The 14,342-nt window shown below is 60.8% G+C and carries 13 protein-coding genes, 1 tRNA gene and 1 pseudogene; 2 read left to right on the top strand and 13 right to left on the bottom strand.

Annotated elements, in window-relative coordinates; translation table 11 throughout:
- Nucleotides 1–273: 273 nt before the first annotated feature.
- The 3 genes from KZH41_RS08735 to KZH41_RS08745 form a co-directional block, all read right to left on the bottom strand.
- Nucleotides 274–684, bottom strand: coding sequence for a type II toxin-antitoxin system HicB family antitoxin (locus KZH41_RS08735; RefSeq protein ID WP_094951024.1), 411 nt, complete (start codon nucleotides 682–684; stop codon nucleotides 274–276).
- Between the two features lie 22 nt (nucleotides 685–706).
- Nucleotides 707–889, bottom strand: coding sequence for a type II toxin-antitoxin system HicA family toxin (locus tag KZH41_RS08740; protein ID WP_263274687.1), 183 nt, complete (start codon nucleotides 887–889; stop codon nucleotides 707–709).
- Between the two features lie 168 nt (nucleotides 890–1,057).
- A complete protein-coding gene (locus KZH41_RS08745) occupies nucleotides 1,058–1,951 on the bottom strand; it encodes a LysR family transcriptional regulator (RefSeq protein ID WP_094951022.1) in 894 nt (297 codons plus the stop codon).
- 95 nt (nucleotides 1,952–2,046) lie between these two features.
- Between KZH41_RS08745 and KZH41_RS08750 the strand changes: the two genes are divergently transcribed.
- Both KZH41_RS08750 and KZH41_RS08755 read left to right on the top strand, forming a co-directional pair.
- Nucleotides 2,047–3,210, top strand: a complete 1,164-nt coding sequence (locus KZH41_RS08750) for an MFS transporter (RefSeq protein WP_263274688.1) — start codon at nucleotides 2,047–2,049, stop codon at nucleotides 3,208–3,210.
- The gene (locus KZH41_RS08755; RefSeq protein WP_263274689.1) at nucleotides 3,207–4,406 is read left to right on the top strand and encodes an MFS transporter; all 1,200 of its coding nucleotides are present in this window, start codon (nucleotides 3,207–3,209) and stop codon (nucleotides 4,404–4,406) included. Before KZH41_RS08750 ends, KZH41_RS08755 begins: the two co-directional genes overlap by 4 nt.
- Here KZH41_RS08755 and KZH41_RS08760 read toward each other — a convergent pair.
- The 10 genes and pseudogenes from KZH41_RS08760 to uca all read right to left on the bottom strand — a co-directional run bounded on the left by KZH41_RS08760 (nucleotide 4,391) and on the right by uca (nucleotide 14,169).
- Entirely contained in the window at nucleotides 4,391–4,699 is a 309-nt protein-coding gene (locus KZH41_RS08760; RefSeq protein ID WP_094951019.1) for an addiction module antidote protein, read from the bottom strand. The genes KZH41_RS08755 and KZH41_RS08760 overlap by 16 nt on opposite strands.
- Before the next feature lie 2 nt (nucleotides 4,700–4,701).
- Nucleotides 4,702–4,994 (bottom strand): annotated as a pseudogene (locus KZH41_RS08765) (type II toxin-antitoxin system RelE/ParE family toxin).
- A 315-nt stretch (nucleotides 4,995–5,309) separates the two neighbouring features.
- Entirely contained in the window at nucleotides 5,310–5,615 is a 306-nt protein-coding gene (locus KZH41_RS08770) for a DUF6482 family protein (protein WP_094951018.1), read from the bottom strand.
- A gap of 23 nt (nucleotides 5,616–5,638) precedes the next feature.
- Nucleotides 5,639–6,163 (bottom strand): DUF3833 domain-containing protein, encoded by a 525-nt coding sequence (locus tag KZH41_RS08775; protein WP_094951017.1) that lies wholly within the window; start codon nucleotides 6,161–6,163, stop codon nucleotides 5,639–5,641.
- A gap of 198 nt (nucleotides 6,164–6,361) precedes the next feature.
- Nucleotides 6,362–6,435: transfer RNA gene (locus KZH41_RS08780), tRNA-Gly, on the bottom strand.
- 164 nt (nucleotides 6,436–6,599) lie between these two features.
- Nucleotides 6,600–7,484, bottom strand: a complete 885-nt coding sequence (locus KZH41_RS08785) for an alpha/beta fold hydrolase (protein WP_263274690.1) — start codon at nucleotides 7,482–7,484, stop codon at nucleotides 6,600–6,602.
- 304 nt (nucleotides 7,485–7,788) lie between these two features.
- Entirely contained in the window at nucleotides 7,789–8,481 is a 693-nt protein-coding gene (locus KZH41_RS08790; protein WP_242154886.1) for a 16S rRNA pseudouridine(516) synthase, read from the bottom strand.
- Entirely contained in the window at nucleotides 8,481–8,693 is a 213-nt protein-coding gene (locus tag KZH41_RS08795) for a cysteine-rich CWC family protein (RefSeq protein WP_094951014.1), read from the bottom strand. Before KZH41_RS08795 ends, KZH41_RS08790 begins: the two co-directional genes overlap by 1 nt.
- A gap of 51 nt (nucleotides 8,694–8,744) precedes the next feature.
- Entirely contained in the window at nucleotides 8,745–10,517 is a 1,773-nt protein-coding gene (atzF, locus tag KZH41_RS08800) for an allophanate hydrolase (RefSeq protein WP_263274691.1), read from the bottom strand.
- Between the two features lie 28 nt (nucleotides 10,518–10,545).
- A complete protein-coding gene (gene uca / locus KZH41_RS08805) occupies nucleotides 10,546–14,169 on the bottom strand; it encodes an urea carboxylase (RefSeq protein ID WP_263275089.1) in 3,624 nt (1,207 codons plus the stop codon).
- Nucleotides 14,170–14,342 lie beyond the last annotated feature (173 nt).

A 14,342-nucleotide genomic window follows, 5' to 3' on the forward strand; every position in this document is an offset into this window, starting at 1 on the left:
CTACTGTAGTTTTACCCGTCGGACTGGAAACTACGTTTCTTGCGATCAAATTCTCCCGGAGCTTAGAGGTTCCAGTAAACCCAATCGGCGTAGTGCGGGTACCCGTAGGGCCTGGAGGCTCTATGAAGCCCCATGAGTGGTGAAATTTCACCAATGGCCACCCACAAAATCACATCGGGCAGCGTGACGACTAAAGCGAAGCACTGAGTGCTGACGAACGGGCCTGATTACGCTGCTCGTTCGTCGCCACCGTCAGACGATGCTGAATGGCAACTATCCCTCTTTTTGCAGCACCTTCAGCGCTGCCGACGCCAGAAAACCCGAGCGGCTTTTTTCTTCGGGGTGATGCAGCACGTATTCATCGATACGGTTCAACAGATAGCCGGGCAGGGTGATGTTGAGTTTCTGCGCCTTGCCCAGGTACTTGGTGACATCAATGTCCACCACGGCCCAAGTGCAGCCGGCGTACTGTGGGTTGGCCGCATGCACGGTAACTTTTTGCGCGCGGGGAATCGGCGCGCCATCTTCCGCAAGGATCTCGAAGTGCCCTTCGATCGCCTCACGGGCCATGGCCATGGCGTCGTCCAAATCATCGCCGGCAGAGTAGCAGCCAGGAATATCCGGGACTTCCACGCCCCAGGCATGGTTCTCGTCACCGGTTGAAATTGCGATGGGGTAAAGCATGTCTATTGCCCTCCGGGGACGGTCAACTGAGCAGAGCCTGTTTCAAAATGCGCTTGGCGGTTTTGTCCAACAGGTCCTTCTTGGGATGAGGAATCGTCACTAACCCCGGTTTTGTCGGGTGTTTGAAGTGGTGATGACTGCCCCGTGTGCGCATCAGGTACCGGCCGTGCGCAACAATGTGACCTATCAAATATCGGCTATCCACATCACCTTCTTGTGGTGTGTTTTGGTGGTGACTATAACCACTTAAAATGAATTATCAACACTCTACCTACCGACGGTCGATGACCGGCGTTTCAGTAAGCGTTGAATGAAGTGTATGACCGCGCAGGAATGGCGCCGGAGAGAGGTATTGCGGGGTTTTTCGAAGGCGTTACCGAGTGTGTAAAACCTCTGCCAGCACACTGAGAAATGCCTCAGCCAATCTATTTTTTCTTATCGCCGGGGTCAGCGCCAGCAACTGCGCGCACGCATCCGCCTCCACCAACGGGCGATACGTCACGCCTTTGTTCATCAAACTTTGCGTGCATTCGGGTACCAGCGCCACGCCTTGCCCGGCGGCTACCAGCGCAATGATCGAAGTGATCTGCCGCCCGGTCGGCCCGGCGCGCAAGGGCTGGCCGTGGTGGCGGTAAAGTTGCTCGATGGACTGGTTCAACCCCGACCCGTAATCCGCCGGGAACAGTATCAACGGAAAAGCACCGAGCTGCGCCACGCTGACGGCAGCCTGCCTGGCCAACGGGCTGTCACTGGACACCGCTGCCACCAACCGCTCTTCGCCCAGCGACAGCGCGTGGACTTCCCCTGTTTGCGGCAACAGGCGGCTCAGCCCGATATCCAGCCGCCCATCCGCCACTTGCGCGCCCAAGCTGCCGGAGGCGCACTCCACCAAGGTCAACTGCACATCGGGAAAGCGCTGGGCGAAGGCCTGGATCGCCTGGCTGAACAGGTCCGACAGCGCGATTGAACTCACATACCCGAGTGCCAATTGGCCTGCGGTGCCCGCTGCCAATTTGCTGGCGATGACCTGCGCCAACTCAACCTGCTCCAACACGCCACGCGCGTAAGGCAAGAACGAACGGCCTTGAGCGGTGAGGGACACCGTGCGGCTGGTGCGATCAAACAGCTTGAACCCCAACTCCGCTTCCAGCGCCGAGATCTGCCGCGTCAGTGGCGGCTGGGCCAGGTGCAGGCGAAGTGCTGCGCGGCCGAAGTGCAATTCTTCGGCGACCGTCAGAAAGTAACGCAGCTTGCGTAGGTCGAGCATCCTGATCCTTGGGTATTGATCGGTTCAAAATCGGTATTGGTTTAAGACCCGTCGGCCATTCTATAAAGACCTCACAAAATAAAACGAGAGGTTTCATGAAGCCGCGCCTGCATTGTGCCCGCCTTGCCCTGTTCCTGTGTGGCTGCGCGGCGTTTCTTAATCTCTATGCGACCCAGAGCATTCTCGCGACCTTCGCCGCGCAGTTTCATATCAGCGCCAAGGACGCGGGCTGGAGTATCACGGTCACCACTTTGTCTGTGGCGATTACTGCGCCCTTTGTCAGCCGGCTGACCGGCCGCTTCCCACAGCGCACGGTGATCGCCGTGGCCGCGCTGCTGTTGGCGGTGCCCGCGCTGATGACCGCCTATGCCGGCAGTTTTGGCGAAGTGTTGGTGTGGCGGTTTGTGCAAGGCATGTTGATACCTGTGGTGTTTGCCACCAGCGTCGCCTACATCGGCGACCGTTGGAGTGGCGGGACGGTGACTGAAGTCACCAGCCTGTATGTGGCGGGCACCGTGTTGGGCGGGTTCGCCGGGCGCTTCGTCACCGGAGTGATGACGCAATACGTCGGCTGGCGGGAAGCCTTCGAGTTGCTGGCGGTATTGAGCCTGATGGTCGGTGGGTTTATCCAGTTTCTGTTGCCTGCCAACCGGCCTCGAACCGAGCGGCTTAAAGCCGCTTCCTCTGGTGTTTTGCGTAAACCCTTGTTGGCTGCTTACGCCGTAGGTTTTTGCGTGCTGTTCTGCCAAATCGCGGCATTTACTTACGCGGGTTTGTACCTTGGCCTGCCGCCGTTCAACCTGGGGCCAGCGGCCTTGGGGACGCTTTACATGGTGTTTCTGCTGGCCTTGATCGTGATTCCCATCGCCGGGCGCCTCAGCAAAGCCAGGCCTCACGCCGAGCTGCTGGCGGTCGCCGCCGCGCTTGGCGTCAGCGGTTCGGCGCTGACCCTGGCGCCGTCGTTGTGGTGCATTGTGGTGGGCCTGGCGCTGAGTTCCACCGGCGTCTTTCTCGCCCAGGCCGCCGCCAATGCCTTCATCAGCGCCACAGCCGGTAACCACAAGTCGGGCGCCGTGGGGGTTTACCTGACCTGTTATTACCTGGGCGGCAGTTGCGGTGCCATCGTTCCTGCGTTGATCTGGGAACGTTGGGGCTGGGCCGGCTGCGTGGCGCTGATTATCGGCTTTCAATTGCTGACCCTGCTGATCGCCCTGACCGGTTGGAAGCCGCTTAAACCTGAGCTGATCCAGGCACCATGAACGACTCCGTCGCCGTGGCCGCCCGCGAAACATCCACTCGCCGCCGTTCGCTGATTGCCGGTTGCAGCGCCCATGCCGTACACGATGGGCTCACCGACGTTATCTATGTGCTGCTGCCAATCTGGCAAGCGCAGTTCGCCTTGTCCTACGCCCAGATCGGCCTGTTGCGTGGCGCCTACTCCGGGATGATGGCGGTGTTCCAACTCATGGCCAGCCGCGCCGCCACACGCTGGGGCCGCGTGCCGCTGCTGGTGGGTGGCACCGCGCTTGCGGGTCTGGCTTACTTATTGGTGGGACAAGCCACCGGGCTGTGCCTGTTGCTGCTGGCGTTGCTATTGGGTGGGCTGGGAGCGAGCACCCAGCACCCGCTGGCGTCCTCGATGATCACCGACGCTTATGAGGCCGGTGGTGGCGTTAAGCAGGCGCTGTCCCAGTACAACTTTTCCGGCGACATCGGCAAAACCCTGATTCCTGGGTTGGTTGGCCTGCTACTGACCGTCATCAGCTGGCGCGTCAGTGCGACACTCCTTGGGTTGCTCGGTCTGGCAGCAGCAGGGCTGCTGTGGTGGTGGGTGCCTGCTCCCGTTTCCGAATCCGCCGCTGCAAAAAAAGCCAAGCCGCTCAGTGGGACGGGCTCCGTCACAGGTCTGCGTGCATTGATTCTCACCGGCACCCTTGATAGCGCCGTGCGCATGGGGTTTCTCACGTTCCTGCCATTCCTGTTGCAGGCCAAAGGTGCTGGCACAGCGGGCATCGGCCTGGCCCTGACTATGCTGTTCATCGGCGGTGCATTCGGCAAATTGCTCTGCGGCTACCTGGGTGCCTGCGTCGGCATGATGAAAACCGTCTGGCTGACGGAAACCAGCACAGCGCTGCTGATCGTCGCAGCCGTGTACCTGCCGCTGAGTGGCTTGATGGTAATTTTGCCGGTGTTGGGCCTGGCGTTGAACGGCACGTCTTCGGTGCTCTACGGCGCAGTGCCGGACCTGGCGGGGGCCGGCAAACGCGAGCAGGCGTTTGCAGTGTTTTACACCGGCACGATTGGCGGCGGAGCGCTGGCGCCGGTGGTATTTGGCGCAGTGGGCGATGCGTTGGGTGTGCCGGTGGCGGTGGTGGTGCTGGCGGGGATGTTGTTGGTGACGTTGCCGTTGGCGTGGGTGGTGCAGCGCGGTCGCACGCCTCAAATAGTCGAGTGATTGCTGGAGTGTCCAGACCGGGCCAGTAGATCAATACCAAGTGAGTGAAGCACCTTAAGGACTGTTTCAAAACGAGGTTTAGCGCCAGGGGCAAATGCTTTGTACAGACTCTCGCGACCCACGCCTGCATCGGTAGCAATCTTCGTCATTCCACGGGCTTTGGCCACGTAGCCTATTGCACGGAGGAACTCTTCGTTGTCGCCGTCAGCCAGAACCTGAGAAAGGTATTCGCTAATGGCCTCATCACTGTCGAGCAGCTCGGCCATATCAAATGTCGTCAGTGTTTGAGCCATGATCAAACCTCCTTTGCTAATTTTTTTGCTCGCTGGATATCGGTATCTTGTGAAGACTTGTCGCCACCTGCCAGCAATATGATGATTTCTCTGCCTCGCAGGGTGAATAAACGCGATAACCCACACCAACGTCTATCCGCATCTCTGAAATGCCGCCGCCCAGCGTCTTGAAATCAACCAGATTTCCCATACTGGCTCTCTCGATGCGTCGCGCAATTGCGATTTTTGCTCGCAGGTCGCGCATTGCGGAGCGCCAGGTAGTGAAGGTTTGGGTTTGCTGGATCAAATAGCTCACGGAGCCCCACAGGTTTTGACTGTATCCAATTGGATACTTCTTGGCAATAAGAATGTTTTTGTCGAAGCCGGGGGAGAGTGATGCGAGGGCGTGCTGGTTTCAAACCTTCTTCAAGGTTTTCCTATTGCCAAAATTTGCAGTCTGAAGGCGAACGCTAGAACGGCTATGAATTTTGCGGCATTGCCTACACAACGATCAGAATCGTCTGAGTTAGGTGTCTCGGTCGACGTCTTTAAGGTTTGTCTGCCGCTGCCTATCAGCGGTCGAGGCCTGTAGCTCGATCTGGGGCCGGGGAGTCAAAAACCGCAAAGCGCCTTAAAGAGACGAAGCCAACGTAAACGGAATACGCAACGCGCCGATTGCCCCTTCCCGTACACCGCACATTTCATCGTGCACGCAGTGTTGCACCAGCACACAGGGAAACGGCGGAACGCGTTGCAACAGGTCGCGCAAATGCGTGGTGGAGCCGATGCGCATCGGCTTGGCGTCCTCGCCCAAAAGCGTCATCTGGACATGATCCAACCTGACGCGCGCGATGTAGAAACCACCCTCCAGCGACAGCAGTTCCAACTCACGAACTTCTCCTTTTTGCGCCAATTCGGTCAGCATTTGCAGATTCATGATTCGCCCTCACTTCGGGTCGCTCACTGGCGACGAAAGAACAACGTGACCTGGCCCCATTCGACGCCGAACTTGGTCATGCTGGAACGGTTGATCAAGGTGTCTTCGTCCATCAAGTACATCCAGTCATCAAAGCTCACTTCGTAGATTGAGCCATCCACCGGCAGGTTGAGTCGGTAACGCCAACGCAGTGCGTTGCCCGCCACTTCGCCAATCGCCTCGCCGACCACATCACCTGCCCGACCGCGCCAGCGCCCCGGGCCATCCGGTGTCAGCGTCCACACCCGCTGTTGGCGCGTGCCATCGCTGTACAGGAAACGCTCGTCGAGAATCAAGGCGTTGCCCTCGCGCCGGCTGGCGATATTGACCTCAAAGCGCTTGGCCACTTCGCCCGAGCGCTTCTGGAAAATCCCCCAGGCCTTGACGGGCTTGCTGAAGAAACGCTCCAGGTCCAACTGCGGTTGCTGGTCTGCGTAGTGGGCCACTTCGACGTTGCCGCAACTGCTTAAACTCAGCGCCAACAACAATGAAACCAGTAGACGTGTCATTGCCCGGCTCCGTGATCATGCGCGGCGAAGCGCCAACGCTTAGCACTGATACTTGTACAGAAATATTGATTTGTACAGGTTTGTGCGAAAAAAATAACTGAGACCTCAAATCACGCCCATAAAAAAACCGGCCACTGAGGACCGGTTTCTTTATGCATCTCCCGTCAGAACCCTCCTGACGCAAGCGCAAAATCTGAGTGGAGCGGGTAGAGGGAATCGAACCCTCGTCGGAAGCTTGGGAAGCTACTGTTCTACCATTAAACTATACCCGCTCAGAGCGGCTGACTTTGTACCAGATGTTCGCCGGGATTTGAAGTTTTTCTTCGAAAAATGTGTGAGTTGCGTTCATCAAGCGGGTGTGGGAGCTGGCTCGTCGGATCGCCGCACCACGGCGCCTGCATCGCGGGCAAGCCCGGCTCCCACATCAGCGGTTAGTTCAAATCGCAAAGGCATGCTGCGTCTGGCCCTGGTGATTGCGCAACCATCTGACCTGCCGCTCGGGTTTCAAAAAGCCGACCACCGCGTCCCGGCTGTCCCGGCACGCCGCCTTGTGCTCCATATCCAGAAAGTGCCCGGTGGCCTGGATGGTGCTGAAGCTGCTCTTGGCCACATGCTGGCCAAACAGCTTGGCATCTTCGGCGCTGGTGTATTCGTCCCATTCGCCATTTAAAAACAGCACCGGAATGTCGATTTGCCGGGCTGCTTTGAGGTAGCACAGCCGGTCGCTGTTGAGTACGTGGCTGATATGAAAGTGCATCTGCCCGTATTCGTGCTCGGCCAGGTTGCTGACGTGTTTGTAGTTGAAACGTTTGAACAGCGACGGCAGGTGTTTGCCGATGGTGCTGTTGACCAAGTGGCCGACGCGGTCGCGGTCGAGGTTGCCGAGGTAGTCGACGCCGCGTTCAAGGTAGTCGCGCATCGGTGCGTTGACCACCGGAGAGAACGAGCTGATCACTGCCTTTTCCACGCGGCGCGGGCGCTCTGCGAGGGCTACCAGAGTGGCAGCGCCGCCCCAGGAGAACGACAGCACGTGTTCGGCGGCGAAGCGGTCGATGAGTTCCAGCAGAATCTGGCCTTCGACTTCCTTCGTCAGCATCTGCTCGTGGCGGTTATGGATTTTGGAGCGGCCAGCGTAGGGCTGGTCGTACAAAACCACATTGAATTGCGGGTACAGGCTTTTCACGGTTTGGGCGAAAGAGGCCGTGGTGGCCATGGAGCCGTTGACCAGGATGATGGTCTTTGCCGCAGCATCCGCGCGATAGAACTCCGTGTAAACCCGATACTGACCCTGTATATCCAACACAGCGATTTCTGGCCTCATGTCGTAAGACTCCTGGCAAGCGGGTAGGGCGCGCAGATCAGTCTGCACACGCTTTATGACAGGTAGGCATACGCCTGGAAGATGAGCGCCCATGTCGGCCCGATGACGGCTGGCCGACGGCTGTTGTTAGGGCGGGCTGTTTGCCGCAAAGGCCCGTAGATCAAGCGCGGGCGGGGCAAGGTGTTTCTTGGAGGTTATAGGCGACTCGCCAGTCATATTTTGGCTGGCGTCTTGATTCAAGCAGCACAGACGCCAGGTCGCAAGGCGCCGAACTGGTTTTTTGCCATCACCGGCCGAACGGTCATCAGACCCTTCGGATTTCGTTGTCAGTCAGTGCCCGATATTCGCCCGGCGCAAGCGCATCATCCAGCACCAACGGCCCCATTCGCTCACGGTGCAGGCCGATCACCTTGTTATTAAAGTGCCCGAACATGCGCTTCACCTGGTGATAGCGGCCTTCGATGATGCTCAGCCGCGCGGTCCTTGGGCCCAGTAGCTCAAGTTCGGCGGGTTGGGTGGTGAGGTCTTCAAACGCAAAATACAGGCCCGCAGCAAACGTCACCGCGTATTCAGGGGTGATGTCTTGTTCGGTTTGCACGAGGTAAACCTTGGGCAGTTTGGTCTGCGGTTGGGTCAAGCGGCGCGACCACTGGCCGTCGTTGGTGATCAGCATCAGCCCGGTGGTATTGAAATCCAGACGACCGGCGATGTGCAGTTCGTCCTTGTCCGGCACATCCAGTAAGTCGAGGACCGTGGGGTGTTGCGGGTCGCACGTGGCGCTTACACAGCCTTGGGGTTTGTGCAGCATGAAATAGCGCGCTGGTTTGCCGACTTGCAGCACTTCATCGTCAACACACACGCAACTGAACTCACGCACTTCGTGGTGTGGATCGCTGACCGCCACGCCATCGACCGTCACCCGTCGCTCAACCAGCAGTAAGCGCACTTGCTGGCGATTGAAACGCGGCAGGTTGCTGAGGAAACGATCAACGCGCATTACTTAGGCGCAACGCCACGCAATTGCGCATCCACCTGGGCACACCGTGGGCATAGGCAGGCGGTGTTGCGCAGTTCATCCGGCAGCGCTTGGAGCACCGCTGGGTCGATGGTGACGCTGTAGCACCAGCAGGCTTGGTCGGCGGTGCGCGGGTCGGCCAGGGTGCAGTCGTTGCGAGCACCGCAGGCGGGGCAGAGGGTTGGTGTGGTCATGTCGGTTCGGGCTGTATCGCGCAGTTTCCAGCACGATACAGCGCCGCCCCGCTATTGCAAGCTGTGCAGGTAGCCGCGCCAGCCGCCGAAGTGGCTGATGTCCACCGCGCCCGCCAGGCCGTAGGGTTCGCAGATGAAGCCGGTTTCCCAGCGCCCGTCCGCCAGTTGCACCTTGCCAAGGCCCAGTGGCGCGGGGATACCGGTGAGGAATGAGCCGAGTTCGCGGCTCGGCACTTCCCACACCTCAACCTCGACGGCCACGCCGCCTTCGCTCACCCGCAGCATGCCGGGGCGATAAGGCGGCCCGCCGGCCAGGGCGAACAGTTGATAGTCCGCCGAGCTGTGGGTGCGCTCCAACAAGCGTGCACCACGGCGCACTAATTGGCCGTTCAGCGCCAGCCCTTGCAGGTGTGCGCCACACACCACCAGCCGCGTCATGTCATGGCTGGCGTTGCCTGTTGGCGCGCCGAGCGATGCATCCTGCTGGCGCTGCAGCGCATCGGCCACGCCCAGCAGGTATTGATCGGTAAATGCGCGACCAAACAGCGTCACGCCCCAAGGCAACCCGTTGTGCATAAAGCCGCTGGGCACGGCGACGGCCGCGTAATCCAGCAGGTTCATGAAGTTGGTGTAATAGCCCAGTTCGGCGTTGCGCAACACCGGTTCGGCACGCAGTTCTTCCAAGGTGACTGGGCGGGCGATGGTAGGCGTCAGCACGCAATCGAGCCCTTCCAATAACACATCACATTGGGCTTTCAAGGCTTGCAGACGGTACTGCGCACGGAAGGTGTCGACACCCGTCACCGCCGGCGCCTTGGCCAACACGGCACGGATCACTGGCAGCACCGCTTCGGGCTCACGCTCCATCAGTTCACCGGCCACGCTGTAGCGCTCGGCCACCCACGGCCCTTCATAGAGCAGGCGCGCGGCTTCGAGGAAGGGTGACAGGTCGAGCGTGACCGGTTCGCCGCCGAGGGCAATCACGCGGGCGATGGCCTGCTGGAACAGGGGTGGGCCTTGCTCGTAGCCGAAGAATTCCAGGTCCTGAGTGCGCGGCACACCAAAACGAAACGGCCTCGGTGCACCGAACGCGCAGGCGTCATTCCACGCCGGGTTCTGGCGGCTGTAGGCGTCCAGCGGGTCGAGCTTGGCGGTCAGCGCCAGCAACTGGCTGGCCTCGCGCGCGGTGCGGGTAAAGGTGGTGACGCAATCCAGCGTACGGCACGCCGGCACCACGCCCGCCGTGGAGATCAGGCCTTTGCTCGCCTTGAGCCCCACCAGGTTATTCAACGCCGCCGGCACCCGGCCGGAACCGGCGGTGTCGGTGCCCAGGGCAAAACTCGCCACACCCAGGGCGACGGCCAACGACGACCCCGCACTGGAACCGCCCGCTGGATATTCCGGCAATACACTGTTGGGGCAGGCGCCATACGGCGAGCGGCTACCATTGAGCCCGGTGGCGAACTGATCCAGGTTGGTCTTGCCCAGCGGCACCGCGCCCAGGGCGATCAGTTGCTCGACAATCGTCGCACTGCGCGTCGGTACATAAGCAAACGCCGGGCAGGCCGCCGTGGTCGGAATGCCTACCAGGTCGATGTTGTCCTTGATCGCAAACGGCACGCCGAACAACGGCAATTCGGACGGCTCGCGAGCGTCCAGTGCCGCCAGGTACGGCTCCAGTTCCGCCACGCTGAGCAGATGAATAAACAGGTGATAGTCAGGGTTCAGTTGCGCGGCTTTTTCGCGCAACTGCAAGAGTAATTCGCGCGGCGTGGTATCGCCGCTGAGGTAGGCATTGCGCAGGTTGTCCAGTTGCAGATTCATGGCTTGTCCGCCTGTTGAAAAAGAAAAGTCAGTCACGTTCCAGCACCACCACCCGTTGCCCGGCGCCAATGCCGCTGCCGGGTTGCACCGGGATCTCGCGCACGGTGCCGGCGAAGGGCGCCACCACCGGGATTTCCATCTTCATGGACTCAAGAATCACCAGCACCTCGCCGGCTGAGACCCGATTCCCGGTAGCCACCTGAACCTGCCAGAGGTTGCCGGCGATAGGGCTGTCGACGCTGACCTCGTTGGCCAGCAGCGGGGTGTCTTCACCGATGGGCGCAGCCAGCTCTTCACTGTCGTAATGCGCCTGGCCGCTGGCGATCCAACGCTCGCGCTCGGCATTAAAAGCCTGCTGCTGATGCTCGCGAAAGGCGCCGATGCTCGACGCTTCCCGCGCCAGAAAAGCCTGGTAATCCGCGAGGTTCAACTGGCTGTGCTCGATGCTCAGCGCAAAGCGCCCCAGCGGGAAATCGCGGCGGATCTGCACCAGCTCATCAGCACTCACCGGGTAGAAACGGATCTGGTCAAAGAAGCGCAACAACCATGGCTTGCCGTCGAACGCCGCGACTTCCCGGTAGCGGTTCCACATCTGCAGCGTGCGCCCCACAAACTGATAACCGCCCGGGCCTTCCATGCCATAGACGCATAGGTAAGCACCGCCGATGCCCACCGAGTTTTCGGCGGTCCAGGTGCGGGCCGGGTTGTATTTCGTGGTCACCAGGCGATGACGCGGGTCCAGTGGCGTGGCGACCGGCGCGCCGAGGTACACGTCGCCCAGGCCCATCACCAAGTAGCTGGCGTCGAATACGGTGTGGCGCACTTCGTCGAGGTTCGCCAGGTCGTTGATACGGCGGATGAACTCCAGGTTGCTCGGGCACCACGGCGCGTCTTTGCGCACGGTGGTCATGTATTTTTCGATGGCCAGTTGGCAGGCCGGGTCGTCCCACGACAACGGCAAATGCACGATGCGCGACGGCACTTGCAGGTTTTGCGTGGCGCACACGGCGGCCCATTCGGTGGTGATCAGCGGCAGCAGCTCGGCCAGCGGCAGTTGTTCGGGCTGGTAGTGGATTTGCAGGGAGCGAATGCCCGGGGTCAGGTCGATCACGCCGTGCAGGGCGCGGGTTTGCAGGGCCTGCATCAGTGCGTGTGCGCGAAAGCGCAGCACCAGGTCGAGTTCGGCGGCGCCGATTTCCAGCAGCAGGTGGGTGTCACCGGCGAGGCGAGCGACGAGGCGGGTGTTGTCGTGGCCGGTGTCCAACACCACTGGCGACTCGATCAAATGTGGGCGCGGGCTTGCTCGCGAATGCATCACCTCGGTTTGACTGACAGACCGAGCCGTCTGCATCGCGGGCAAGCCCGGCGCCCACACTTGATCCCAGTTCAGGGCGAGATCGCGGGCGGTTTTGAGGTCGACCGGTTCGAAGCGAATTTTGTCACCCGCCTTGAGTTGCCCCAGCTGCCACAGGTCCGCCTCAATCACCGTCACCGGGCACACAAACCCACCCAGGCTCGGCCCATCCGGCCCGAGGATCACCGGCATATCCCCAGTAAAATCCACCGCCCCAATCGCATAAGGATTGTCATGAATGTTCGACGGATGCAGCCCGGCTTCGCCGCCGTCCGTGCGCGCCCATTCAGGCTTTGGCCCGATCAGCCGCACGCCGGTACGGCTGGAGTTGAAATGCACTTCCCACTCGGTGGCGAAGAAGGTGTCGATGTACTCAGGCAGGAAATATTCCGGCGCACCGTGCGGGCCATAAATGACCCGCAGTGTGCGCACCTCAGCCAATGGTTCAGCCATCAACTGCTGCCCGGCGTTGACGTCTGCCAATGGCAACACGTGCAACACATCACCGGCCCGCAAAGCACGCCCGCCATGCCCGCCAAACTGACCGAGCGTGAAGGTGCTTTTGCTGCCCAGATAGTCGGGCACTTGCAGCCCGCCGCGCAGGCACAGATAGCTGCGTGCACCGGCGCCTGCGAGGGTGCCAAGGCTCAACATCGACCCGGCCTCGATCAACAGCGCGGTATTCATCGGCGCTGTCTGGTCATTCAACAGCAGCGGGATTTCTGCACCGGTGACGGCGATGACCGCCGCGCAATTGAAGCGTAGCAGTGGCCCACTCATGGTGATTTCCAAGGCTGCTGCGCCGTCGTTGTTGCCCAGCAAACGATTCCCCAAGCGCAGCGCGCGACTGTCCATCGGCCCTGACGGCGGCACGCCCACGGCCCAGTAGCCGAGGCGGCCAGGATAATCCTGCACACTGGTTTGCGTGCCGGCGCTGAGCACTTCAACGGTGTCGGCGGTGTAGACCAGATCTTCCAGGCAGCGCGTCCATGGGCGGCCGCTGGCGAAGGGCGCGGCGAGTAGGATCTGGCGCAGGTAATCGCGGTTGGTTTCCACGCCATAGAGCTGGCTGTCGCTCAACGCCTGATGCAGGTCCATACGTGCCTGTTCGCGGCTCGGCGCCCAACTGATGAGCTTGGCGATCATCGGGTCGAAGTACGCTGGGATCTCGCAGCCAGCTTCCACCCAAGTGTCGATCCGTAGGCCTGCGGCGACCGGGAAGTCCACGCGAGTCAACAGCCCCGGGCTCGGCTGGAAGTCCTTGCCTGGGTCTTCCGCATACAGCCGTGCCTGAATCGCATGGCCATGGGGGTTCAAAGCCAATGTATGCAAAGGCGGCATTTCACCGGCTGCCAGCAGCACCATCCAGCGCACCAAGTCCACGCCCCAGACTTGCTCGGTCACGCCGTGTTCCACTTGCAACCGGGTGTTCACTTCGAGGAAGTAAAAGCGGCCATCGGCGCTATCAAAGATAAATTCCACGGTGCCGGCGCTGCGGTAATTTACGGCCTTGGCCAGGGTAATGGCGGCCGCGCACAAGGCCTCGGCCATGCCGTCGGGCAGGTTCGGCGCCGGGGTTTCTTCGAGGACTTTCTGGTTGCGCCGCTGCACGGAACAGTCGCGCACGCCGAGGGCGATCACTTCACCTGCGCCGTCGCCGAACACCTGCACTTCCAGGTGGCGGGCGTGCTGGATGTACTTCTCGATGAAGACACCGGCGTCGCTGAAATTGTTCTGCCCCAGGCGTTTGACCGCCTCGAACGAGTCGCCCAACTCGGCCGCGCTGCGGCACACGCGCATGCCGATGCCGCCACCGCCGGCGGTGCTTTTGAGCATTATCGGGTAGCCCACCATATCGGCCGCCAACAACGCAGCGTCGAGGCTGTCGAGCAGTTCGGTGCCTTCCAGCAAGGGGATCTGATGTTGCTTGGCCAGAGTGCGCGCGGTGTGCTTAAGGCCGAATACGCGCAACTGTTCAGGCGTCGGCCCAACGAAGGCAATACCGGCGCTTTCGCAGGCTTGCGCGAAGGCGGCGTTTTCCGAAAGGAAGCCGTAGCCGGGGTGGATGGCCTTGGCGCCACAGGCCTTGGCGGTGGCGAGGATTTTTTCCACCGCCAGATAGGTGCCGGCCGCCGCGCCTTCACCGAGGCTGTAGGCCTCGTCGGCTTGCTGGATATGCAGGCTGGCTGCGTCAGCTTCGGCGTACACGGCGACGCCTTTGACCTGCAGCTCGCGCAAGGTGCGCAGGATGCGACAGGCGATGGCGCCACGGTTGGCGATCAACAGTTTTTCGAACATGGCAAAACCCTGCGGGCCGTCCCGCATGTGGGGGTACGCGCCAGGGTCGTCCATGGCGCAAATCTTTGGCGTTGATGGTGATCAACTGTGGGAGCCGGGCTTGCCCGCGATGGCGGTGGGTCTGTCACCTTATTTATTGGCTGATTAACCGCCATCGCAGGCAAGCCAGCGCC

The sequence above is a fragment of the Pseudomonas sp. YeP6b genome, from assembly GCF_025642995.1.
GTDB lineage: Bacteria > Pseudomonadota > Gammaproteobacteria > Pseudomonadales > Pseudomonadaceae > Aquipseudomonas.